The following is a 22256-nucleotide window of genomic DNA, read 5'->3' as shown; positions in this document are numbered from 1 at the left end:
AGCAGGCTCACTCCTACAATTGGAATGCATTCCCCTGTAGGAGTGAGCCTGCTCGCGATGACGTCAGATCAGAAAAATCTGATTCTGGATCAGCGCAACTGATCGCGAAACTGCCCCGGTGTCATCCCCGTCCAGCGTTTGAATGCGCGGCTGAAGCTGCTGGTGTCGGCGAAGCCGAGCAGATAGCTGACTTCACTCAGCGAACACTGCGGATCACGCAGGTGCAGCAGTGCGAGGTTCTCGCGGCTTTCGTTGAGCAGCGTGTCGAAGCGACAACCTTCATCCGCCAGATGCCGTTGCAGGCTGCGCAGGCTCAGGTGCAAAGCCTGGGCGATGCGCTCGGCACTCGGCTCACCTTCCGGCAGTTGTTCTTCGATGGCGTCGCGCACCTTGCGTTCCCAGGTCAGCGGTTTGAGCTGAGCCATGGTGCGCTTGAGCACCGCTTCGTTGTGTTCGGCGAGTTCCGGATTGGCGTCGTCGAGGTGGCTGTCGAAGTCGGCGAGGGCGAATTCCAGGCGATCTTCGGCGGCGGCGAAATGCACGGGGGCGCGGAAGACTTTGTGCCATTGGTGTGCGTCGCTCGGTTCCGGGCGGCGCAGGTAAACCGCCAGCGGCGCGTAATCGCGGCCGAGGCGATTGCGGCAGGTGCGCACGTAGATCGCGGCGAAGGCGTCGATGGCTTCGAAGGCGGGAGCGGGATTGCCTGACGGAATTTTCAGACGGAACAGATAGCGGTCATCGCCGCGACTCAGGTCCAGTTCCAGCGCATCGCTGACCACCGGGTGATAACGCACGATGCGTTCGAACACTTCGCGCAGGCTGCCACTCGCCACCAAGGCATAGCCGAGTGCGTGAAACGTGGTCGGGCTGACAAACCGCGACACCCGCAGACCGATGGCCGGATCACCGCTGGACTGCACTGCAAGCTCCCACAGGCGGGTGGTGCCGGACAGCGGATAGCGCGCGTTGGGATCGTCCATCAAGTTCGGGTCGAGCCCGGCCTGTTGGCACAGGTCAGTACTGTCCAGCCCCAGCGCATCGAGTTGCTTGCGCAAGGCACGGGTCCAGCTGGCGAGGGAGGTCGGTTCCTTCATGCTGATTGGCGCTTCCGGTCAACAGGTTGGCGTTCTCGGCTACCGCGATTCGAACCCTTGCAGGGCAGGATGCGAACATCAATACCCAGAGGATGGAAGCATGGACCGTACTTCTGCAAGTCCCCAGCGACACAATGCTACCCAGCGATCGGCACATATTCGCGAAGTGGTACTGGCCAAAGGTGTCGAACTGCGTGAACGCTTTCCGATACTCAAGCATCAGGACGCGCTTGGCGCGGGGATTCTGGCGTTTGCCCTGGCCGGGATGATCGGTTCAGCGGCGCTGTACATTACTGGCCACATGGCCTGGTGGGTATGCCTGCTGCTCAATGCGTTTTTCGCTTCGCTCACCCATGAGCTGGAGCACGATCTGATCCACAGCATGTATTTCCGCAAGCAGCGTGTGCCGCACAACCTGATGATGGGCCTGGTCTGGCTGGCGCGGCCGAGCACGATCAACCCGTGGATCCGCCGCCATCTGCACCTCAATCATCACAAGGTCTCAGGCACCGAGACCGACATGGAAGAACGCGCGATCACCAACGGCGAGCCGTGGGGCTTTGCGCGGCTGCTGATGGTCGGCGACAACGTGATGTCGGCGTTCATCCGCATGCTGCGGGCGAAAACCTGGGCGCACAAGTTCAGCATCATCAAACGCACGCTCAAGGTCTACGCGCCACTGGCGCTGGTGCATTGGGGCGCCTGGTATGTATTTCTCGGTTTCCATGCAGCGAACGGCATCGCCTACTTGCTGGGGGCACCGATTGAATGGTCGGCGACCACGTTGTCGGTGATGCAGGTGATCGATATCGCCGCCGTGGTGATCATCGGCCCGAACGTGTTGCGCACGTTTTGCCTGCACTTCATCAGTTCGAACATGCATTACTACGGGGATGTCGAGCTGGGCAATGTCCTGCAGCAATGCCAGGTGTTGAACCCTTGGTGGTTGTGGCCGTTGCAGGCGTTCTGCTTCAACTTTGGCAGCAGCCACGGGATTCATCATTTTGTGGTGAAGGAGCCGTTTTACATTCGTCAGATGACCGTGCCGGTGGCGCACAAGGTGATGCGTGAGATGGGCGTGCGGTTCAATGATTTCGGCACGTTTGGTCGGGCGAACCGGTTTGTTCGTCGGGATGAAGTGGCGAGTGAAGAGGTGCGTACAGCCCGGGCTTGATGGTTGGCTGCACGGGCCTCATCGCGAGCAGGCTCGCGATAGCTAAACCTCAGGCAACCTCAATCCGGCTGGAACGGCGAAGCACTCAGGATCACCCCGGTTTCCTCGACATACTGCTGCCAGTGCCCGATCAGCGTGCTGAGCTTGTCCGGGTGACTTAACGCCAGATCATGGATCTCCCCCGGATCACTGGCCAGATCATAAAGCTGCCACGTCGCCGGCCCGACCGGCCCGGGGATCCACACCGCTTTCCACGAGCCCTGGCGAATTGCGCGGCGCCCGAACAACTCCCAGCCCGTCACGGTGTGCTCGTCATGCACTTGCGCCGTCTCGCCGGACAAAAAGCCCAGCCATGATTTACCACGCAACGGTGCCACCGGTTTGCCGTGCCACTGCTTGCCCGGATGACGCACGCCGGCCAGATCAAGAATGGTCGGGGTGATGTCCATCACCGTGCCGAAACCATCACTGATCTGCCCTTTGAGCGAGAGCTGCGGATAGTGCAGCAGTGCCGGCACCCGAATTCCGCCCTCGGTGGTGAAGGCCTTGAACAGCCGCGACGGCGCAGTCGCCACCTGCGCCCAGTTCGGCCCGTACCAGACGTAGGAGTTGGCCCGGCCAATGTTGTCGAGGCTGTTGTCGTAGTGCTGGCTGAGATACGCCACCAGTTCCGGGCCGAATTTCGGGAACGCCTCGAGCAGCGCGCCCTCGGCACCGTTGTCGGACATGAACAGGATGAAGGTGTTGTCGAGTTGGCCTTGCTGGCGCAGGTAATCGACGACCCGGCCGATGTTCCAGTCCATGCGTTCGACCATCGCCGCGTAGACCTCCATCGCCCGCGCGGAAATCTGTTTCTGCTCAGTGCTCAGCGCATCCCATTGCGCGGTCACCTGGATCAGCGGATGGGGTTCGACGTCCGCTTCGATCAACCCCAGTGCCTTGAGTTTTTCCAGTCGTTCGAGGCGCAAGACTTCAGGGCCGGCATCGTAGCGGCCACGGTATTTTTCGACGATGTCGGCCGGTGCCTGCAACGGCCAGTGCGGTGCGGAAAACGGCAGATAAGCGAAGAACGGCCGGGTCTGGTCACGCTCCTTGAGGTATTGCAGCAGTTTGTCGCCGAAAGCATCAGAGGAATAGAAATCCTTGGGCAATTCGTCGATGAACGTGTCGTCTTCGATGTACAGCGCCGGCGTGGATTTCAGCAGGCCGGGCGTTTGCTCATCGTAAGTCGGTTCGAAGCCGTAATGGTTGGCCGCGCCTGGCAGCAGCGAAAACGAGCGCTCGAAACCCCGTGCATGCGGCGCCAGTTCGGCGGTCAGGCCGAGGTGCCATTTGCCGCTCATCAACGTCTGATAACCGGCCTCGCGCAGCAGCTCGGGGAGAGCCACGACGCGGTCATTCAGATACCCCTCGTAACCCGGTTTGCCGATCAGCTCCGGCGTCAGCGTTTCGGCCATGGTGCCGATGCCGGCAATGTGATGATCGGTGCCGGTCAGCAGCATCGAGCGGGTCGGCGAGCAGGTCGGTGCGGTGTGAAAATCGGTCAGGCGCAGGCCATTGCTGGCGAGTGCATCGAGGTGCGGCGTGGCGATTTCGCCGCCGAAGGCGCCGATGTCGGAGAAACCGAGATCGTCGGCCAGAATCACCAGAAAGTTGGGGCGTTGTGGCATCGAAAACTCCTCTCAGCAGGCAATGAACGTCAGCGGCAGATCGCGGATCTGCACTGGCACGCTTGGTTGGTAATGGTCGTCACTGGTCAGTTCGTGCAGCAGCTCTTCACGCAACTGATGGAAGTCGAAACTGCTGCGCTGGCGCGGGTGTGGCAGGGCAATGTCGACCACTTGCTTGATGCGCCCCGGACGCGGCTCCATCACCACCACGCGGTCGGCCAGAAAAATCGCTTCTTCGACATCGTGGGTGACGAGGATCGTGGTGATTTTTGCCCGGGCGCGGATCGCTAACAGCTCGTCCTGCATCTGCTGACGGGTCAGTGCATCGAGTGCACCGAAAGGCTCGTCGAGCAGCAGAATCCGTGGGCTGGCGACCAGGCCGCGAGCGATTGCCACACGTTGCGCCATGCCGCCGGAGAGCTGATGCGGATAGGCGCGGGTGAAGTCGCGCAGGCCGACCAGATCGATGAAGTCGTTGATGCGTTGTTGCTTGTCAGCGGCGCTCAACGGCTCGTTGACCAAGCCGAGGCCGATGTTGTCGGCGACGGTCAGCCATGGGAACAAGCGGTGCTCCTGAAAGACGATGCCGCGCTCGCCACCAATCCCGCTGACGGCTTTGCCATCCACGCTGATCTGCCCGCGAAACTGCGTATCGAGGCCCACCAGCAAGCGCAGCAATGTCGATTTGCCGCAGCCGCTGGAGCCGACAATGGCGACGAATTCGCCCTCGGCGATGTCCAGGTTGAATTCGCGAATCGCCTCCAGTTCGAAACCGTCGACGTCGAAGGATTTGCCTACGTGGTTGAAGCTGACAATCGGTGCGTTCATGCGTGTCTCCAGCGGGTGGCGCGAATTTCCAGGCGTTGGCCAATGAGGTTGAGCAGGGCGCCGGTCAAACCGACGAGGAGCATGCCGGCCATGATCAAATCCATGCGCAGCAGTTGTTGCGCACCGATCATCTGGCTGCCGATGCCGCCGTTGGACGGCATGAAATATTCAGCGCCGATGGTACCGAGCCAGGCGTAGATCAGGCTCAACCTGAGCCCGGCGAAAATCCCCGGCGCGGCGCCTGGCAATACCAATCGACGCAGGCGCTGAGCGAGACTCAGGCGCAGCACTTGCGCGGCTTCGTTGAGTTGCGGCGAGAGGTTGGCGACGCTGCGTTGGGTGGCAATGAACAACGGAAAAAACGCGGCGAGGGCAACGAACACCCACTTCGACAATTCACCCAGACCGAACCATGCGGTGAGCAATGGCACCCAGGCGAAAATCGCGATCTGCCGGACAGCGGCAAGCGTCGGGCCGAGCAGGCGTTCGCTGGTACGCGACAATCCCAACAGCAGGCCTAGGGCGAAACCGAGTCCGCCACCCAGCAGCAAACCACCAAGGGTGCGCCCAAGGCTCAGGGCCATGCCGGTGATCAGCGTTCCGTCGAGCAGCCCGTCCCACGTGGTGTTGAGCACGGCCAACGGGCTCACCAGAATATTCGCGTCGACCCACTGCTGGTCGTTCGCCACTTGCCACAGCGCCAGCAAGCCCAGCGGCAGCAGCCACGGTTGCAGCCGTTGCCAGCCTTCATAGCGCGGGCCACGGCGGATTTCCGCAGTGGCCGGGTGCGGCCAGTGCACCAGTTTTTTGTCCAGCAGCCCGATGCCGCGATCCATCGCCACGCCGATCAGACCAATGACCACGATGCACACGAAAACGATGTCGAGCATGAACAACTGCCGTGCCCAGACCATCAGGTAACCGATGCCTTCGCTGGAGGCGAGCAATTCGACGGCGAGCAGCGACGTCCAGCCGGCGGCCAAAGCCAGACGCACACCTGCCATGAATGCGGGGAGGGCGGCAGGCAACACCAGCCGGCGAATCAACAAACGTGGCGGCAGACGCAGCACCGCAGCGGCTTCGCGCAGTTTCGGTTGCGCATCGCGCACGCCAACCAGTGTATGCAGGGTCACCGGGACGACGATGGCTTTGATCAGCACCACCAGTTTCAGCACTTCGCCGATACCGAAAAACACCATGAACAGCGGAATCCACGCCAGCGTCGGTACTTGCGCGAGACCGGCGAAGGTCGGGAAGATCAAGCGTTCGAGGCGGCGACTGAAACCCAGTGCCGCACCCAGAAGCGCACCGACGCTGATCCCCGCCAGCAACCCCCAAAACAGCCGTTGCAGGCTGATCCACAAGTGGCTCCACAACTCGCCCTGGGACAGTTCGACCGCGCTGTTCCACACCAGTGACGGCGCCGGCAGGATCTGTTCGCTCATCCACTGGTTACGCGCGGCAAGCCACCACAGGGCGAACAGGCTCAGTGGCAGTAACCACGGCAATAAGCGTTGCTGAAGGCTTGGCCAGGAGCGCCGACTTTTTAGCGGCGGTGCGTGCAGGGGCAGGCTCAGCAGGGATTGACGGGCCATGAGTGACCTCCGTTGTCGGGTTGGATCGATCAAGATCAAAAGATCGCAGTCTTCGACAGCTCCTACAGGGGGCGCGTCCGTGAGTTCACCCCTGTAGGAGCTGCCGAAGGCTGCGATCTTTAGCGGTATTAAATTCAAACAAATAGTTATATGGATTCTGTTTATTTATATATTTGGAAATAAGCCACGCCATTTAAGGCTTCTGGCCCACACGCATCCAATGCATTCGAAGAATATTTTCGATGCTGTTAATGCATACGCTGCTGCAAGCCCCGTTACAGACTGCTTAGCGTTAAAAGCTATAAAAATGTGCATTTATAGTATTTAAGCGAAGGTGCTGCTTCAGCCTACTTTCGGCTCCTCAACGCCCGTCGTGATCAAGGAGCCGCACCCATGAACCTTCCCTTCAAACGCGTTTTCAGTCTGTTCGCCGCCCCGGCACTGGCGGGCCTGTTGGCGCTCAGCGCCCACGCCGACGAACTCAAGGAAATCCGCATCGCCGTGCCCGACCTGAGCGCCGGCACCCAGCACAGCGGCGGTGGCGTGGTCGATGTGTTGCGCGATCAGCAGATCTTCGAAAAGGCCTTCGCCGAGCAGGGCATCAAGATTCAGTGGAATTTCTTCAAAGGGGCCGGGCCGGTGATCAACGAGGCCTTCGCCAATGGTCAGGTCGATCTGGCGTATCTGGGCGATCTGGCGGCGATCATCGGCAAGTCCAATGGCCTCGATACACGGCTGCTCAGCGCCAGCGCGCGCGGGGTGAAACATTACCTTGGGGTTGTGCCCGGTTCGGGGATCAAGTCCCTGCAGGATCTGAAAGGCAAGCGCGTGGCGGTCTTCCGTGGCACCGCGACCCAGCTGTCGTTCGATGCGGCGCTGGCGAGCCAGGGGCTGAGCGAGAAAGATCTGAAAGTCATCAACCTTGATTTCAGCGCGGCGGTGGCAGCACTGGCGGCCAAACAGATTGACGCGTCCTGGGGCAGCACCGGGCTGACGGCGCTGCAAGCCAAGGGGCTGGCAGAGTTGCCATTGAGTACCAAGGATCTGGGCGGCGCGGGCAGTGTTCAGTCGGTATTGGTTGGCACCGGCAAGTTTGTCGATGAACATCCTGAAGTCGTGGCGAAACTGCTCAAGGCTCAACAGCAGGCAGTGGAATGGCTGACGCAGGACAGCAACAAGGATGCGTACGTGCAGTTGGTATCGGGGCTGGCAAGTTATCCACCGGTGATTTTGACCAAGGATCTGGCCGATCAGAAACTCAGCGAGGTATTCCCGTCGACACTGGATCCGGTGTTCCTCGGCAAGCTGCAGGATTCGGTGGACCTGGCGGCGAAGGAGAAGCTGATTCGCAAGCCGTTCAAGGTAAGCGATTGGGTGGCGCCTGAGCTCGCCGCTGCCAAGCTCTGAATCTGTAGCGCTTGGTCCGACGCCATCGCGAGCAGGCTCACTCCTACATTAGGAATCCGTCCCTTGTAGGAGTGAGCCTGCTCGCGATAGCGCTCTAAACGGCAACGCTGACCTCTTGCTTGTCCACCGCCACCAGCGTCTCGATCATCGCCCGCGCTGCCGGTGAAAGCCGAAACCCGGTGCGACTGACAATCCCGCACCGCGCATTCATGCTCTCGAGGTTCTGCGGCAGGTTGCGCCAGTGCAGCAACACCAGCGAACCCTGGGCAATGTCTTCGTGAAACGCCTCCTCCGTACCGATGCCAATGGCATTGGATTGCAGCACTACCTTCACCAGTGCCGGAAAATGCTCGGTCTCGATGGTCGGGGAAAAATCGATGCGGCCACTGAGGTTCGCCAGCAGTTTACGGATGCCCGGCGGGATCAGCGTGGTCGCCAGCGGATAGTCGAACATGTCGTTGGTCGACAGGCTTTCCTTGGCCAGCAACGGATGCCCCGGCCGGCAGAAAAACACGCCGCGCTTGGGCGTCAGTGGCTGCGTCTGAAAATTCGGGTCGGACTCGAAATGGCGGATGTCGGCGATAAAGAATTCGATCTCTTCACGACTCAGGGCGCGGCTGAGTTTTTCCCAGTTATCTACCTGAAAGCAGGTGCGCACTTTCGGGTGCGCGTTGATGAATTGCGCCACCGCGTCGGGCACCAGTTTCACCGCTGGCGCCGGGCCGCAACCGAAATGCACCTCGCCGGCATCGAGCTTGGTCATCTGCGTCACTTCGGCGCTGAGCAACGCCGCGCCCTGCACCAGGCTCAAGGCGTGCTGCAAGACGACCTGGCCCTCTGGCGTAGGACGCAGATCCTTGTTGCCGCGATCCACCAGCACGCAACCGAACTCTTGCTCCAGCCCTTGAATGCTGCGGCTGAACGCCGGTTGGGTGATGCCCATGGCGTCCGCCGCACGGACAAAACTGCGGTGTTCGTTGAGGGCGATGAAGTAGCGCAACTGGCGAAGATCCATATGCTTTTCCGGCATCCTAAAAATAGCTCGAAGGCATTTGCGACGAGGCTTGCTTGAGGTTTTAAATGCAAGCTCTTATTCCGTCAACGAAGCATGTCAATATCTATTAGATGTAAATGGAATATATATAGAGCGTTGTTTCGATGCCGTTCAACCGCAAGCAGTCGATGAGGGTCTACCCATGAGCAATGCCGCACTCGCAGTAAAACCCGCTGTCCACGCGCTGGAAATTCATCCGGTGGCCGGTCGTATCGGCGCCGAGATCCGTGGCGTGCACCTGTCCGGTGAGCTGGACGCCGCCACCGTCGAAGCCATTCAACAGGCACTGGTTCAGTACAAAGTCGTGTTCTTCCGTGAGCAGACCCAGCTTGATGATCAACGTCAGGAAGCGTTCGCTCATCTGCTCGGCGAGCCGGTGGCGCACCCGACCGTACCGGTGCGTGACGGCACCCGTTATCTGCTGGAACTCGACGGTGCCGAAGGCCAGCGCGCTAACTCGTGGCACACCGACGTGACCTTCGTCGACGCTTACCCGAAAGCTTCGATCCTGCGCTCGGTAGTTGCCCCGGCCTTTGGCGGCGACACCCTGTGGGCCAACACCGCAACCGCGTACAACGGACTGCCGAGCGAGTTGCGGGAACTGGCGGACAAACTGGTCGCCGTGCACAGCAACGAATACGACTACGCTGGCGCCAAGCCTGACGTCTCGGCGGAGAAGCTCGAGCGCTACCGCAAGATCTTTACTTCGACCGTCTACGAGACCGAGCACCCGGTGGTCCGCGTGCACCCGATCAGCGGCGAGAAAAGCTTGCTGCTGGGGCACTTCGTCAAGCGCATCAAAGGCTACTCGCAGGCAGATTCGGCGCATCTGTTCGGGCTGTTGCAGAGCCATGTGATTCGTCAGGAAAACACCGTGCGCTGGCGCTGGAAGGCTGGTGATGTGGCGATCTGGGATAACCGTTCGACGCAGCATTACGCGATTGATGATTACGGTACGCAGGATCGGATCGTGCGCCGGGTGACGTTGAAAGGTGAAGTGCCGGTCGGGGTTTCGGGGCAGCGTAGCCAGACCATCAAAGGCCCTGATATCGGCGGCGTCTGATCTGGCCCCATCGCTGGCAAGTCAGCTCCCACAGTGGAAAGTGTTGAACACAATGGATGTGTAAAACACAAACCCTGTGGGAGCTGGCTTGCCAGCGATGCTTTTAACTACCACACGCCGATCTGAACGACTTTCTCGGTTTCCGGCTCACCGTAGCGAAAGCGCTGCCCGCGCAAATCAATCTCCTGATGACTGATCGTCGTCCGCCGCTTCAACCCCCGCATCCATTCAAACAAGTACCCCGCGTGCTCCTCGCGTACCGCCGCGTAAGCCGGATCCTCACCCAGATCGCGCAGCTCCTGCGGATCATTCAACAGATCAAACAGCTGTGGCCGAAAGCCGTCATACGCCAGGTATTTCCAGCGCTCGCTGCGCACCATGGTCATGCGGCAGCGGTCAATCGGTTGCCCGAGTCGCTCCCGTGCCGGGGCCTGGAAGGCGTAGTCGTATTCGCTGATTGCATAGCGGCGCCACTCAGGGTTTTCGCCGTGCAGCAGTGGAATCAGCGAGCGCCCCTCAAGTCGATGCTCTGCCCCCGGCAATCCAAGTGCCTGAAGAAACGTCGGCAGCGCATCAATGGTTTCCGCCAGGCGCTCATCGACTGTTCCCCGGGTGACATCCGCTGCCGCTCGAGGATCGCGCACGATCAACGGCACGCCCACGGCCTGTTCCAGCAAAAACTCCTTTTCGCCCAGCCAGTGATCGCCCAAAAAGTCGCCGTGATCGCTGGTGAACACGATCAACGTGTCATCCCAACGGCCATTGCTCTGCAGAAAATCGAACAGCCGCCCGAGCTGATCATCCACTTGCTTGATCAGGCCCATGTAGGTGGGGATTACATTCAATCGTACTGAATCGCGGGAGAAGTTGAGGCTTTCCTCATGCTGGCGAAAGGCAGTGTATACGGGGTGTTTGCTGGCTTCGGAGGGTGTCGCGCGGACCGCTTCGAGTATCGATTTCGTACTGTACATGGTGTGGTATGGCGATGGTACGATATAGGGCCAGTGCGGTTTGATATACGAAAGGTGCAAACACCAGGATTTTTCGCCTTGCTCGGTGATGAAGTCGATGGCTCGATTTGTAGTGTAGACAGTCTCTGAGTGTTGCTCGGGAATTCGTGCCGGCAAATGCGCATGACGCATTTGCCAGCCACTGAGGATTTCACCGTTCTCGCCTTCGGCGGCGTTGGCCCAGTCGTGCCAAGGGTTGCGGCCGTCGAAACCGTGTTCGCGCAGGTAATGGGTATAGGGCGCCGATTCGCGTTTGTCGTCGAACAGCGGGTCATCGGGGAAGATGCCGTCGTGGCGGAAGTAGGGTTCGAAGCCGACCTCGTTGAGCACTTCGGCCTGTTCGCTCTCCGGGTTGATTGCCAATCGTTGCAAGGCATCGATATTCGCCGTGGCGTGGGTCTTGCCGACCAGCGCGGTACGAATGCCGTGAGGGCGCAGGTAATCGCCAATGGTCAGTTCTTCCAGCGGTAGCGGCACGGCGTTCCATGCCACTTGATGGCTGCTGACATAGCGTCCGGTGTAGGCCGACATCCGTGACGGCCCGCAGATCGTGCCTTGAGTATAAGCGCGGCTGAAACGCACGCCGGCTGCGGCCAGACGATCAATGTTCGGCGTGTGCAAATGTGGGTGGCCGTAGCAGGACAGGTAATCGCGGCGCAGCTGATCGCACATGATGTAGAGCACATTGCGCACGGGTTTTTCAGGATGGGACATGGGATTCACCGGTCAGAGAGACAGGTGAGGGTTTTCGCTTTCGGTGGGGGTGTTCGGCAAGTGCATTTGGGGAATGGGTTTTATGCAGTGGATGCATTGGTGTTTGTACTGGCGCTATCGCGAGCAGGCTCACTCCTACATTTGAAATGCGCTCACCTGTAGGAGTGAGCCTGCTCGCGATAGCGGTAGATCAGACAGCCAAATTCTTCAGTGAACAGACCTCCTCATCCACTGCATCAATCACCTTGATCTGCTCAATCATCGCCTCAGCCAACGGCGACAACCGATACCCCGCCCGACTGACAATCCCGTAGCGGGTGTACAACTCCTCCAGATCATCCGCCAGCCCCTCGATCTTCAAACACAGCAGATCACCCTTGGCCTGATGCAACGCGTCGGAATACGCGCCGACGATCCCGATCGCATCCGAACGCAGCACCACGCTCAACAGGCTGGAGCTGTTTTCACACTCCACATTCGGCGTGAAATCCGGGCGACCGCTGAGGTCGACGATGACTTTACGCAGGTTCGGCGGACGAATGCTCACGGCCAGCGGATAGCTCATCAATTGCTCGGCTGTCACCCGATCAAAACCGGCCAGTGGATGCCCCGCGCGGCAGCAGAAATGCCATTTGCGTGGCCGTAACCGGTGCGTCAGGTAATCCGGATCGGCTTCGAAATGCCGAGTGTCGGCGACAAAGAATTCGAACTCTTCGCTGAGCAGGCGTTTGCTCAAACTCTGCCAGTCATCAACCTGGAACTGCACCCGAGCTTTCGGATAGCGGCCGATGAAGCTGCCGATGGCTCGCGGGATCAATCCCGCCGCCGGCGCCGGGCCGCAACCGAAGCGCAATTCCCCCGCCTCCAGACCGTTGAACTGGCTGATCTCGTTGGCCATTTGTTGCGCGCCGCTCACCAACCGCCGCGCATGTTCGAGCAGCACCTGGCCCTGTTTGGTCGGCGGCAATTCCTTGCGCCCACGATCCACCAACTGACAGCCGACGCTGTGTTCCAGTGCCTGAATGCTGCGACTGAACGCCGACTGCGACAGGTTCACCGCCTGCGCGCCGGCGACGAAGCTGCGCTGTTCAGCCAAGGCGATGAAGTGACGAAGTTGGCGCAAGTCGATATGCATTTTTCACATAAAAAATATCCGGGAAATGCATTGGATATGCATTAGGTCGACTCCTTATAAAGGCAATCTCTTATGCAGTAAATATTTGTAAATCCATAAATAAATAACTGAAAAGAATATGCAGCGCTGACGATGTCTGTGTGTTTTTTGACCAGGAGCCGCGCCATGAGTCCGTTGAACCTCGCGTCACCCCTAACGCCACGACGGCTCAAACGCCTGCCTCTGGCCCTATTGCTGGCGGGGAGCGCCAGTTGGACTCACAGTTATGCCGCCGAATCCGAAACCCCGGCGCCAGTGCCGACCGGCAAGCCTGCGGCCAACAGTTCGCAACTGGAAACCGTGACGGTCACCACCCGCCGCCGCGAAGAAAGCTCGCAAGATGTGCCGACGCCCATGAGCGTGGTCAGCGGCCAGAATCTGGAAACTCAGCGGGTCTACCGCATCCAGGATTTGCAGCAGCTTGTGCCGAGCGTCAACGTCGCCTACATGCACGCCCGGCAGTCCAGCGTGTCGATTCGCGGGCTGGGCAACAACCCGGCCAGTGATGGTCTGGAGGGCAGCGTCGGCCTGTACATCGACAACGTCTATCTGGGCCGCCCGGGGATGGCGGTGTTCGATCTGATGGACATTGAGCAGCTCGAAGTTTTGCGTGGCCCACAAGGTACGTTGTTCGGCAAAAACACCACCGCCGGGGTGATCAACATCAGCACCCGGGCGCCGACGTTTACCCCTGAACGCAGCATTGAAACCTCGGTCGGCGAGGACGGCTACTTCCAGACCAAAGGCACGATTTCCGGGCCGCTCAACGATCAACTCGCCGGGCGTTTTTCCGCCTATCGCACGCGCAGCGATGGCGACATCAAGAACGAATACGACGGCCATGATCTGAACGGCGGCTCTCGCGACGGTTTCCGTGCGCAGTTGCTGTTCAAGCCCAACGAAGATTTCAACCTGCGATGGATCGGCGATTACAACGAAGAGGATTCCAGTGCCGGCACCCGCGTGCTGTACAACACCGGGCCGACCATCAACGGCGTCAACCTTTACCAATCACGAGCCAGTGCGGCCGGGGCGACGCTGGTCAACGGCTCGCACCGCAAGGTCAATCTGGACAACGATCAACACGTCACCGTGCATCAGGGCGGCACCTCGGTGGAGGCCAACTGGACGTTGCCGAGCGACTTCACGCTGACTTCGATCAGCTCCTACCGCTTCTGGAATTTCACCCCGCGCAACGACGACGGCCTCAACGTGCCGGCGAGCTATAACGCCGGGGTTTCGGTGGAAGACAAACAGTATTCGCAGGAATTTCGTCTGGCCTCACCGAAGGGCGAGTTCTTCGATTACGTCGTAGGCGCGTACTACTTCGGCAACAATCTGGACAACAAATCCTTCGCCTATTACGGCCCGCAAGCCGACATCTGGAACGGCACGCCGGCCGGTGCGCTGGCCAACGTCACCAGTGTTGGCAACGGCCACATCAAGACCGACAGCTTTGCGCTGTTCGCCCAAGGCACCTGGCACCTCACCGAGCGTCTGGACTTCACCGCCGGAGTGCGCGGCACCTATGAAGAAAAAAGCGCCTGGGTCACGCGCAATGCGCCGGTCGGCGGTGCGACTGTCGCTGGTGCTGCCGCAACGGCGCGACGCGGGCGTGCCGGCGCCTACGATTCCGGCGATCTGAATCAGTACAGCTCCAGTCCGTCCGGGCTGCTCAACCTCAGCTACCGGATCACTGATGATGTGATCGGCTACGCGACGTTATCCCACGGCGAGAAATCCGGCGGGGTCAACCTTGCGGTCGGCTCGGCTCCGGTGGCCGGCGCCGACTCTTTGTTGATCGGCACCGAGCGCGCCAACAACGCCGAGCTGGGTTTCAAAAGCACGCTGTGGGACCACCGTCTGCAACTCAACGCCAACGTGTTCTGGACCCAGGTCAACGCCTACCAGACCAACGCCTACGACGCCGAAAACCGCGTGCAGTACCTGACCAACGCCGGTTCCGTGCGCTCGCGCGGGGTCGAATTCGAGAGCACGGTGATCCCGCTGCGCGGCCTGACCCTGAACATCAACGGCTCCTACAACGACGTCAGCTACCTCTCCTACAAAGATGCGCCATGCCCGCCGGAAGTCAGCCAGGCGCCGGGTGCGCCAGCGTCTTGCGACCTCAGCGGCCATCAAGTGGTCGGTGCCTCGAAATGGATCGGCAACGCCAACGGCGAATACAAATGGAATCTGGATAACGGCTTCGAACCTTACGTCACCGCCAGTTATGCCTTCCGCTCGAAAGCCGTCGGCACGGTCGAGGACTCCGACTACGGCCAGATCCCGAGCTATGCGGTGGTCAACTTTTCCACCGGCCTGCGCGGCGATTTCAACCAAGGGCAGTGGGACATCTCGCTATGGCTGAAAAACGCCTTCGACAAAACCTACTACACGACCCTGTGGACCGGCGGCAACGGCGGTTATGAAGGCCTGCTCGGCACGCCACGCACCCTCGGCGTCACTGGCCGCTACGACTTCTGATTGACCCTTCAAGGAGATGCATCATGTTGCCCATCAAAAGCGCTTTACCGCTGTTGTTGTCCGGCGCGGTGTTGAGTAGCGGAGCGTTTGCCGCACCCAGCGTCTATCCCACAGGCGTCACCCGTTACGACCCGGACAAGGCGTTCAATCAGTACGTGATTTTCAGTGGCGCCGACAAACAGACGCACCTGATCGACATGAACGGCAATGAGGTAAAAACCTGGCCGCAGGCGGGTTTCCCCTCAGCGATCATCGACCCGCAATTGGTCGGCGGCGAGCGTGGGCACGTACTGCTGCAACTGAGCGAAAAGGATCCCGGCAAGCTCGGCTCGGCCGGCAACGGCCTGGGCAACCAGAGCGTCGGCGAACTGGACTGGAACGGCAAAGTCATCTGGCAGTGGGGCGACAAGGCACCCGGTGGCGCGGCGCAACAGCATCATGATCAGCGCCGCTTGAGCAACGGCAACACCGTGGTGCTGGCCAACAAGGTGCACAAGGTCAAAGGCTTCAAAGTGCCCGAGGTGATCGACGATGCTATCTACGAAGTCAGCGCTGACGGTGCAGTGAAATGGCAATGGCTGGCGTCGGAGCATCTCAACGAATTCGGTTTCACGCCCGAGCAACTGAAACTGGTACACGCCAGCGACAATCCGGATTACCTGCACATCAACAACCTCAGCCTGGTCGGGCCGAACAAGTGGTTCGATGCCGGTGACAAACGCTTCAGTCCGGACAACCTGCTGATCGATTCACGCAACGCCAACGTCATCGCGATCATCGACAAGAACAGCGGCAAAGTGGTCTGGCGTCTCGGGCCGAACCTGCCGCCGATCAACCCGAAAACCGCGCAGACGCTGCCGCGACCGGTGGATCAGTTTGTCGGCCAGCATGACGCCCACATCATCCCGGCCGGATTGCCCGGCGCCGGCAATCTGTTGGTGTTCGACAACCAGGGTTCGGCGGGTTATCCGAACGTGACGCTCGGGCTGATTTCCGGTTCACGGGTGCTGGAAATCGACCCGCTGAAAAACGAAATTGTCTGGCAGTACAGCGCGGCCAATTCGAAGCAACCGGGCTGGGCTTTTTACAGCTCCTTCATCAGCAGCGCGCGTCGCTTGCCCAACGGCAATACGCTGATTGACGAAGGCATGAACGGGCGGTTTTTTCAGGTGACGGCCAAGGGTGAGAACGTCTGGGAATACGTCAGCCCCTACCTTGGCAAAGCCCCTGGCAGCGATGCGATCAGCAACTGGGTCTATCGGGCGCTGCCTGTGAGTTATGACTGGGTGCCCGCCGGTACGCCGCGCTCGGAAACTGCGGTCATCGCGCCTGCCGTGGGTGTGCAGCAGACCAATGCCAGTCGTTAGTTGAATAATGAATCAAGGAAAATTCTTCAAAAAATATGGGTGTTACGCAAAAAGAGCTGCCACGTCCTTATAAGGTCTGGCGGCTCTTTTTTTATGCGCAGTACTTGCTCATGGTTCTTCAGTTTTTCAGAAGATCAGTTGCCCGTGATCAAAATACAGGTTTGTGCTTTACAGCCTTTTTCCTGACTGAGCGTTACAAATTTGAACCCGGCTTCAGGCGTCGAAGTTGAAATGGTCAAGGCCGACGCTTTGTAGTCTTTGGCTTGAAAGCGATCCTCAGGGAGGACCACGGCACGCCACTTTCCTTGAAACACATAAATAGGAAAGCTGGTTTTGTTTCTTACTTCCAATTCAATCGGATTCACTGCCTCGGAAGCAGCTGTGGCGAGTGATAAAGGTGCCAACAATAGCGCCATATAGATCAGTGTCCATTTTCCAAATTGCATATTTACTCTTCCTGAGTCGATTGATAATGCAGCAGCGATCTAAAGCGCTCGCGACGCCTCACGCAACGTGATTGTTGTAAGTGAGGATGTATCCAGCCCATACCTTGGGCGAATATTTTCAATGCTTGAAAAGCATCGTTTTTTGCCTGCTTGGCTACAGGCCTTGATAGACAAGGGTTTGCGAAAAACGATCAATTTTAATATTTCTAAATCATCTATTCATAACGTTAAAGATTACTTTCGGAGATAAGCGACAAACCCAATGATTCACCCATCGACCCGCCGTGGGGGATTCAGCAAGCGGTGGTTCGGCAGTTTTTGCACAGAACGTAAAAAGACCGCAGGGAGTGAATCAATGGGCAATGTCCAGACCGCCGCCAGCGCAGAGGAATTGCTGTGGCGTCAGACGCCGAGTGGCGAATTGGTCGATCTCGGCCGACCGCATCGCGTGCCGTTGGGGCAGTTGCGTTTGCAGCGCGCACCCAAAGGCATTCTGAGTCGGCGCGAGACAATTTTGCTCGGCGTGTTGGCGCTGGTGGTACATGGCGCGGTGATCTACTGGATCAGCCAGAAGCCGACGCCAGTATTGCCGATTGTGCCGCCGGAAATTCCACCGATGACAATCGAGTTTTCGCGCCCGGCGCCACCCGCGCCACCGGTTGTCGAGCCGCCACCACCTGCGCCAGTGGTCGAGCCACCGCCGCCCGTGGAAGACGAACTGGCGACCAAGCCGCCACCGCCCAAGCCGATTCCAAAACCTAAACCGGTGGTGAAGCCCGCGCCGAAACCCGCGCCCAAAGCCGTTGAGCAACCACCGGCGCCGCCACAACCGGCAGCCCCGGTCGCGGCGCCAGCACCACCCGCACCGCCGGCGCCGGCACCGGTAACCCCGGCCTCGGCCAACGCCGCGTACCTGAAAAACCCGGCGCCGGAATATCCGTCGCTGGCCCAGCGTCGCGGTTGGGAAGGCACGGTGTTGTTGCGAGTGCATGTGCTGGCCAGCGGCAAACCGGGCGAGATCCAGATTCAGAAGAGCAGTGGCCGGCAACAGCTCGACGACGCGGCGCTGAACGCCGTGAAACGTTGGAGTTTTGTCCCGGCCAAGCAGGGTGATGTCGCCCAGGACGGCTGGGTCAGCGTGCCCATCGATTTCAAGATTCATTAAACCGAAACCAAATTCGCGCTAAACGTTTACACGAGGGAACACATCATGACGTTACTGGCATCTCCACTGGAATCCATCGAAAGCGCGGTGATCTGGCTGCTGGTGGTTTTTTCCGTCGCCACTTGGGGCCTGGCACTGCTCAAGGCTGTGCAGTTCGGGCGTCTGAAGGTACAGGATCGGCGTTTTCATAAACGCTTTTGGGCGGCGTCGAGTCTGGATTCCGCCGCCGAGTTGAGCGAAACCCAACCCGGCGCTGCGGCACGGGTGGCTCAGGCCGGTTATGCGGCGATTCAGGTGGGTGAGGCGCCACAGGCCAATGATTTGAGCCAGGCGATCAACCATCAGGACCGACTGGAACGCGCCCTGCGTCAGCAGATCGTCCGCGAACGGCGTTCGCTGGAGACCGGTCTGGCGGTGGTTGCGAGTATTGGCAGTACGTCGCCGTTCATTGGTCTGTTCGGCACGGTGTGGGGAATCATGGAAGCGTTGAAAGGTATCAGCGCGGCAGGTTCGGCGAGCCTGGAAACGGTGGCCGGCCCGATCGGTGCGGCACTGGTCGCGACCGGTGTGGGTATCGCCGTCGCGGTACCGGCGGTGCTGGTTTACAACTACTTTCTGCGACGTTTGAAATTGACCGCTGCGGACTTGGACGACTTCGCCCACGACTTCTACAGCCTCGCGCAGAAGAGTGCATTCCGGGTGCTGATCCACCCGACCGCGCACAAGGTTGCAGCGCCGGGCAACGCGGCAAAAGTGAAGGAGGCGTCCTGATATGGCCTTCTCCACGCAAGACAGTGACGAGGTGCTCAGCGAGATCAACGTGACGCCGCTGGTGGACGTGATGCTGGTGCTGCTGGTGGTGTTTATCGTCACCGCGCCACTGCTGACCAACGCGATCCCGATCAACTTGCCGAAGACCGAAGCGGTGGCGCCGGTCGAGCAGAAAGACCCGCTGGTGGTGAGCATTGATGGCGCCGGCAAACTGTTTATCAACAAGGATGAGATTCAGCCCGACTTGCTCGAATTCAACCTCAAGTCGGCCAAGGCCAAGGACCCGGAAGTGCGCGTGCAATTGCAGGCCGATGACGGGGTGAACTACGGGGAAGTGGCGCGCGCTATGGCCTCGATTGAACGGGCGGGGATTACCAAGTTGTCGGTGATTACTGCGCGTTAACAGCATTTACGTTTTTCCGGGGCCGTCTCCTTGGCAGGGTGCGGCCCTTTTTTTATTTCGGAAATTCTCCTGTGTAGGAGCTGCCGCAGGCTGCGATCTTTTGATTCTGCTTTAAAGATCAGGATCAAAAGATCGCAGCCTTCGGTAGCTCCCGCACAAAGAAGTAATATGCAATTTGGGTCTTAATAAATAGCTTCTTATTCCTTAACGAATATAAATCCTCTCCCTATACTCGATCAGGAACAGACACGCAGGAGAGCTCCCCCATGCGCAACGAATCAATTCGCTACCTGATTGTGCCGGGCTGGCAAGGATCGCCAGAAGATCATTGGCAAAGCCACTGGCAGAACAGTCTGCCGAACAGCGCGCGAGTGGAACAGGCCGACTGGCTGACCCCTCGCCGTGAAGACTGGGTCGCCGCGCTGGCCGAGGCGATTGCCGCCGACAGCACACCGGTCATCCTCATCGCGCACAGCCTGGGCTGCGTCACCGTTGCCCATTGGGCAGCCACGGCGCCGCTGCAATACCTGCGTCAGGTACGCGGGGCCTTGCTGGTCGCGCCAGCGGATGTCGAGCGCCCGACGTGCGCGCCGGCGCTGCGCAATTTCGCGCCGATCCCGACCGATCTGCTGCCGTTCCCGAGTCAGGTGGTCAGCTCCGACAACGACGCCGCCGTCAGTGCGCCGCGTGCTATGGAACTGGCGCGCAACTGGGGCGCCGAGGCGGGGATTCTGGCCGGCGCCGGGCACATCAATGTGAAGTCCGGGCATCAGCGTTGGGAACAGGGTTTTGCTTATCTCTATCGCCTGCAAAACCGTATGGAAGACCACGCACGGCGTCGCGCCTGATTTTTTATTTTTTTAAACGCCCCCGTCTGCCGGCGGTTCTGGGCGGGAGCCTGCCATGAGTTTTGAAACCTTCGGTCAGCCGTTGCTGACTTTTCCCGACGCGGAAAAAAGCCCCCTGAGCATTCGCGCCAAAGCGCTGGTGTTTGTCGATCCGCGTTCGCGCCAGTTGCGCGAAGAGCTTGAGCAACTGGCTCCGCGTTCGCTTTCGGTATTGATCCGTGGCGAGACGGGGACCGGTAAAGAACTGCTCGCCCGGCACATCCATCGCGCCAGTGACCGCAGTGGCCTGTTCGTCTCGGTCAACTGCGGTGCGATCAGCCCGACCTATGCCGACGCCGAACTGTTTGGTTACGCCGCTGGCAGCTACAGCGGCTCGGCCAGCAGTCGCGCCGGCTGGTTCGGCTCGGCCAATGGCGGGACTTTGTACCTCGATGAAATCGGCGACTTGCCGCTGCCGATCCAGATCAAATTGCTTGCCGCCCTGGAAAATCACGAAGTCACCCGTGTCGGTGCGCATCAGCCGAGCCCGGTGGATGTACGTCTGGTGGCGGCGACCAGCATCGATCTGGCGCAAGCGGTGGACGCCGGGAAATTCCACGAGCGGCTCTATCACTACCTCAGCGAAGGTCAACTGGAACTGCCGGCCCTGCGTGAGCGCATCGGCGACATTCTGTCGTTGGCCGAGTATTTCCTCGGCATTTATAGCCAGCGTCTGGACCTGCCGGTGCCGCTCATCAGCGAAGCGGCGCAACACGCGCTGGAGCGACACAGTTGGCCGGGCAACACCCGCGAGCTGGAAAACGTCATTCACTTTGCGTTGCTGGTGAGCACCGGAGACGAAATCCTCCCGGAGCACCTGAACCTGCCCGAGGTGTCTGGGACGCAGGCCCAGATCGAACGGCTGGTTGCACAAATCAACATCGGTGGCAGCGTCGACGAACGTAAGGCATTGAAAGATTTACTGTTGAGCTTGAGTGGGGCGTTGTAACCATTTCGTTCAACATGAACAAAATGGAATATGAAGCTGAATAAACGTTATTGTCCGGGAATAAAAAATCCCGGTATTGTCCGCCACACGCCAGCGATATCACTTCACTGGCACACGTATTAATGCCGTCGTCGATGACGACCGTGATTTTCGATAAGGACACTGCATGAAAAAGGTTCTGTTGTTTACCGCATTGGCGGCTGCTCTGACTGCTTCCCTGGCGCAGGCCGGCGAGAAACTGGTTGTCGCGGCGACCCCGGTGCCGCACGCTGAGATTCTCGAGCTGATCAAACCGACCCTCGCCAAAGAAGGCGTGGATCTGGAAATCAAGGTGTTCACCGACTACGTGCAGCCGAACGTACAGGTTGGCGAAAAGCGTCTGGATGCCAACTACTTCCAGACCAAGCCTTACCTGGACAGCTTCAACCAGGGCAAATACAAGGACGACAAGGCCAAGTACCTGGTGACCGTGCAAGGCGTGCACGTTGAACCGTTCGGTGGCTACTCGAGCAAGTACAAGACGCTGGCTGAACTGCCGGACGGCGCAACCATCGCCATCCCGAACGAAGGCAGCAACAGCGGTCGTGCACTGATCCTGCTGCAGAAAGCGGGTCTGATCGAACTGAAAGATCCGAAAAACGCTCTGGCGACACCGAAAGACATCGCCAAGAACCCGCACAACTTCAAGTTCAAGGAACTGGAATCGGCCCTGCTGCCACGCGTTCTCAAGGAAGTTGATCTGGACATGATCAACACCAACTACGCGCTGGAAGCCAAGCTGAATCCGACCAAGGATGCGCTGGTGATCGAAGGTGCAGATTCGCCTTACGTGAACTTCCTGGTGGCCCGTGAGGACAACAAGAACAGCGACGCGATCAAGAAACTCGCCGCTGCCCTGACCAGCCCGGAAGTCAAAGCGTTCATCGAGAAGAAGTACAACGGCGCGGTACTGCCGGCGTTCTGATCTGACGCTTGAGTGAACCCCTTCAAGGTGTGAA

19 protein-coding genes are annotated in these 22256 nt (G+C 59.5%); 11 read left to right on the top strand and 8 right to left on the bottom strand.

Annotation, left to right across the window (positions count from 1 at the left end; genetic code table 11):
• Positions 1-89 precede the first annotated feature (89 nt).
• A complete protein-coding gene (locus JFT86_RS05420; protein ID WP_201236025.1) occupies positions 90-1094 on the bottom strand; it encodes an AraC family transcriptional regulator in 1005 nt (334 codons plus the stop codon).
• Positions 1095-1194: 100 nt separating this feature from the next.
• On the opposite strand from JFT86_RS05420, the gene JFT86_RS05415 reads away from it, so the two are divergent.
• Positions 1195-2268 carry a fatty acid desaturase gene (locus tag JFT86_RS05415; protein WP_201236024.1) on the top strand — a complete coding sequence of 358 codons (1074 nt, stop codon included), beginning with the start codon at positions 1195-1197 and terminating at the stop codon, positions 2266-2268.
• 59 nt (positions 2269-2327) lie between these two features.
• Here JFT86_RS05415 and JFT86_RS05410 read toward each other — a convergent pair whose 3' ends face one another.
• Genes JFT86_RS05410 through JFT86_RS05400 form a run of 3 tightly spaced genes read right to left on the bottom strand, consistent with a single transcriptional unit; the run spans position 2328 to position 6361 of the window.
• Positions 2328-3938 carry an arylsulfatase gene (locus JFT86_RS05410; protein ID WP_201236023.1) on the bottom strand — a complete coding sequence of 537 codons (1611 nt, stop codon included), beginning with the start codon at positions 3936-3938 and terminating at the stop codon, positions 2328-2330.
• A gap of 12 nt (positions 3939-3950) precedes the next feature.
• Positions 3951-4766 (bottom strand): ABC transporter ATP-binding protein, encoded by an 816-nt coding sequence (locus JFT86_RS05405; RefSeq protein ID WP_201236022.1) that lies wholly within the window; start codon positions 4764-4766, stop codon positions 3951-3953.
• A complete protein-coding gene (locus JFT86_RS05400; protein ID WP_201236021.1) occupies positions 4763-6361 on the bottom strand; it encodes an ABC transporter permease subunit in 1599 nt (532 codons plus the stop codon). Before JFT86_RS05400 ends, JFT86_RS05405 begins: the two co-directional genes overlap by 4 nt.
• Before the next feature lie 393 nt (positions 6362-6754).
• Between JFT86_RS05400 and JFT86_RS05395 the strand changes: the two genes are divergently transcribed.
• A complete protein-coding gene (locus tag JFT86_RS05395) occupies positions 6755-7768 on the top strand; it encodes an ABC transporter substrate-binding protein (protein ID WP_201236020.1) in 1014 nt (337 codons plus the stop codon).
• A gap of 94 nt (positions 7769-7862) precedes the next feature.
• Here the strand turns inward: JFT86_RS05395 and JFT86_RS05390 are convergent, their stop codons facing one another.
• The gene (locus tag JFT86_RS05390) at positions 7863-8783 is read right to left on the bottom strand and encodes a LysR family transcriptional regulator (protein WP_201236019.1); all 921 of its coding nucleotides are present in this window, start codon (positions 8781-8783) and stop codon (positions 7863-7865) included.
• Between the two features lie 181 nt (positions 8784-8964).
• Here JFT86_RS05390 and JFT86_RS05385 point away from each other — a divergent pair, with 181 nt between their 5' ends.
• Positions 8965-9885, top strand: a complete 921-nt coding sequence (locus JFT86_RS05385) for a TauD/TfdA family dioxygenase (protein ID WP_201236018.1) — start codon at positions 8965-8967, stop codon at positions 9883-9885.
• A gap of 107 nt (positions 9886-9992) precedes the next feature.
• On the opposite strand, the gene JFT86_RS05380 is transcribed toward JFT86_RS05385, so the two are convergent.
• Positions 9993-11609 (bottom strand): alkaline phosphatase family protein, encoded by a 1617-nt coding sequence (locus JFT86_RS05380; RefSeq protein WP_201236017.1) that lies wholly within the window; start codon positions 11607-11609, stop codon positions 9993-9995.
• A gap of 190 nt (positions 11610-11799) precedes the next feature.
• On the bottom strand, positions 11800-12744 hold the full coding sequence (locus JFT86_RS05375) for a LysR family transcriptional regulator (protein WP_201236016.1): 945 nt from the start codon (positions 12742-12744) through the stop codon (positions 11800-11802).
• 165 nt (positions 12745-12909) lie between these two features.
• Between JFT86_RS05375 and JFT86_RS05370 the strand changes: the two genes are divergently transcribed.
• Positions 12910-15270: a TonB-dependent receptor gene (locus JFT86_RS05370; protein WP_201236015.1), complete on the top strand. Its 2361-nt coding sequence runs from the start codon at positions 12910-12912 to the stop codon at positions 15268-15270.
• Between the two features lie 23 nt (positions 15271-15293).
• Positions 15294-16637: an aryl-sulfate sulfotransferase gene (locus tag JFT86_RS05365; protein WP_201236014.1), complete on the top strand. Its 1344-nt coding sequence runs from the start codon at positions 15294-15296 to the stop codon at positions 16635-16637.
• A 134-nt stretch (positions 16638-16771) separates the two neighbouring features.
• On the opposite strand, the gene JFT86_RS05360 is transcribed toward JFT86_RS05365, so the two are convergent.
• A complete protein-coding gene (locus JFT86_RS05360; RefSeq protein WP_201231922.1) occupies positions 16772-17083 on the bottom strand; it encodes a hypothetical protein in 312 nt (103 codons plus the stop codon).
• Between the two features lie 355 nt (positions 17084-17438).
• Here JFT86_RS05360 and JFT86_RS05355 point away from each other — a divergent pair, with 355 nt between their 5' ends.
• From JFT86_RS05355 to JFT86_RS05330, 6 genes are all read left to right on the top strand, one after another.
• Positions 17439-18248, top strand: a complete 810-nt coding sequence (locus JFT86_RS05355; protein WP_201236013.1) for an energy transducer TonB — start codon at positions 17439-17441, stop codon at positions 18246-18248.
• Positions 18249-18293: 45 nt separating this feature from the next.
• The gene (locus tag JFT86_RS05350) at positions 18294-19019 is read left to right on the top strand and encodes a MotA/TolQ/ExbB proton channel family protein (protein WP_201236012.1); all 726 of its coding nucleotides are present in this window, start codon (positions 18294-18296) and stop codon (positions 19017-19019) included.
• Between the two features lies 1 nt (position 19020).
• Positions 19021-19422, top strand: coding sequence for a biopolymer transporter ExbD (locus JFT86_RS05345; RefSeq protein ID WP_003220570.1), 402 nt, complete (start codon positions 19021-19023; stop codon positions 19420-19422).
• 266 nt (positions 19423-19688) lie between these two features.
• The gene (locus JFT86_RS05340; RefSeq protein ID WP_201236011.1) at positions 19689-20270 is read left to right on the top strand and encodes an alpha/beta hydrolase; all 582 of its coding nucleotides are present in this window, start codon (positions 19689-19691) and stop codon (positions 20268-20270) included.
• A 55-nt stretch (positions 20271-20325) separates the two neighbouring features.
• A complete protein-coding gene (locus JFT86_RS05335; protein WP_201236010.1) occupies positions 20326-21258 on the top strand; it encodes a sigma 54-interacting transcriptional regulator in 933 nt (310 codons plus the stop codon).
• A gap of 166 nt (positions 21259-21424) precedes the next feature.
• Entirely contained in the window at positions 21425-22222 is a 798-nt protein-coding gene (locus tag JFT86_RS05330) for a MetQ/NlpA family ABC transporter substrate-binding protein (RefSeq protein WP_201236009.1), read from the top strand.
• The last annotated feature ends 34 nt before the right edge of the window (positions 22223-22256 follow it).

This window comes from Pseudomonas sp. TH06 (assembly GCF_016651305.1).
Taxonomy (GTDB): domain Bacteria; phylum Pseudomonadota; class Gammaproteobacteria; order Pseudomonadales; family Pseudomonadaceae; genus Aquipseudomonas.
This window is presented reverse-complemented; position numbering and strand designations above follow the sequence as displayed.

Coding starts and splice junctions, on each gene's coding strand:
- JFT86_RS05420 (WP_201236025.1), bottom strand. CDS start 1,094: ATGAAGGAACCGACCTCCCTCGCCAGCTGGACCCGTGCCTTGCGCAAG.
- JFT86_RS05415 (WP_201236024.1), top strand. CDS start 1,195: ATGGACCGTACTTCTGCAAGTCCCCAGCGACACAATGCTACCCAGCGA.
- JFT86_RS05410 (WP_201236023.1), bottom strand. CDS start 3,938: ATGCCACAACGCCCCAACTTTCTGGTGATTCTGGCCGACGATCTCGGT.
- JFT86_RS05405 (WP_201236022.1), bottom strand. CDS start 4,766: ATGAACGCACCGATTGTCAGCTTCAACCACGTAGGCAAATCCTTCGAC.
- JFT86_RS05400 (WP_201236021.1), bottom strand. CDS start 6,361: ATGGCCCGTCAATCCCTGCTGAGCCTGCCCCTGCACGCACCGCCGCTA.
- JFT86_RS05395 (WP_201236020.1), top strand. CDS start 6,755: ATGAACCTTCCCTTCAAACGCGTTTTCAGTCTGTTCGCCGCCCCGGCA.
- JFT86_RS05390 (WP_201236019.1), bottom strand. CDS start 8,783: ATGGATCTTCGCCAGTTGCGCTACTTCATCGCCCTCAACGAACACCGC.
- JFT86_RS05385 (WP_201236018.1), top strand. CDS start 8,965: ATGAGCAATGCCGCACTCGCAGTAAAACCCGCTGTCCACGCGCTGGAA.
- JFT86_RS05380 (WP_201236017.1), bottom strand. CDS start 11,609: ATGTCCCATCCTGAAAAACCCGTGCGCAATGTGCTCTACATCATGTGC.
- JFT86_RS05375 (WP_201236016.1), bottom strand. CDS start 12,744: ATGCATATCGACTTGCGCCAACTTCGTCACTTCATCGCCTTGGCTGAA.
- JFT86_RS05370 (WP_201236015.1), top strand. CDS start 12,910: ATGAGTCCGTTGAACCTCGCGTCACCCCTAACGCCACGACGGCTCAAA.
- JFT86_RS05365 (WP_201236014.1), top strand. CDS start 15,294: ATGTTGCCCATCAAAAGCGCTTTACCGCTGTTGTTGTCCGGCGCGGTG.
- JFT86_RS05360 (WP_201231922.1), bottom strand. CDS start 17,083: ATGCAATTTGGAAAATGGACACTGATCTATATGGCGCTATTGTTGGCA.
- JFT86_RS05355 (WP_201236013.1), top strand. CDS start 17,439: ATGGGCAATGTCCAGACCGCCGCCAGCGCAGAGGAATTGCTGTGGCGT.
- JFT86_RS05350 (WP_201236012.1), top strand. CDS start 18,294: ATGACGTTACTGGCATCTCCACTGGAATCCATCGAAAGCGCGGTGATC.
- JFT86_RS05345 (WP_003220570.1), top strand. CDS start 19,021: ATGGCCTTCTCCACGCAAGACAGTGACGAGGTGCTCAGCGAGATCAAC.
- JFT86_RS05340 (WP_201236011.1), top strand. CDS start 19,689: ATGCGCAACGAATCAATTCGCTACCTGATTGTGCCGGGCTGGCAAGGA.
- JFT86_RS05335 (WP_201236010.1), top strand. CDS start 20,326: ATGAGTTTTGAAACCTTCGGTCAGCCGTTGCTGACTTTTCCCGACGCG.
- JFT86_RS05330 (WP_201236009.1), top strand. CDS start 21,425: ATGAAAAAGGTTCTGTTGTTTACCGCATTGGCGGCTGCTCTGACTGCT.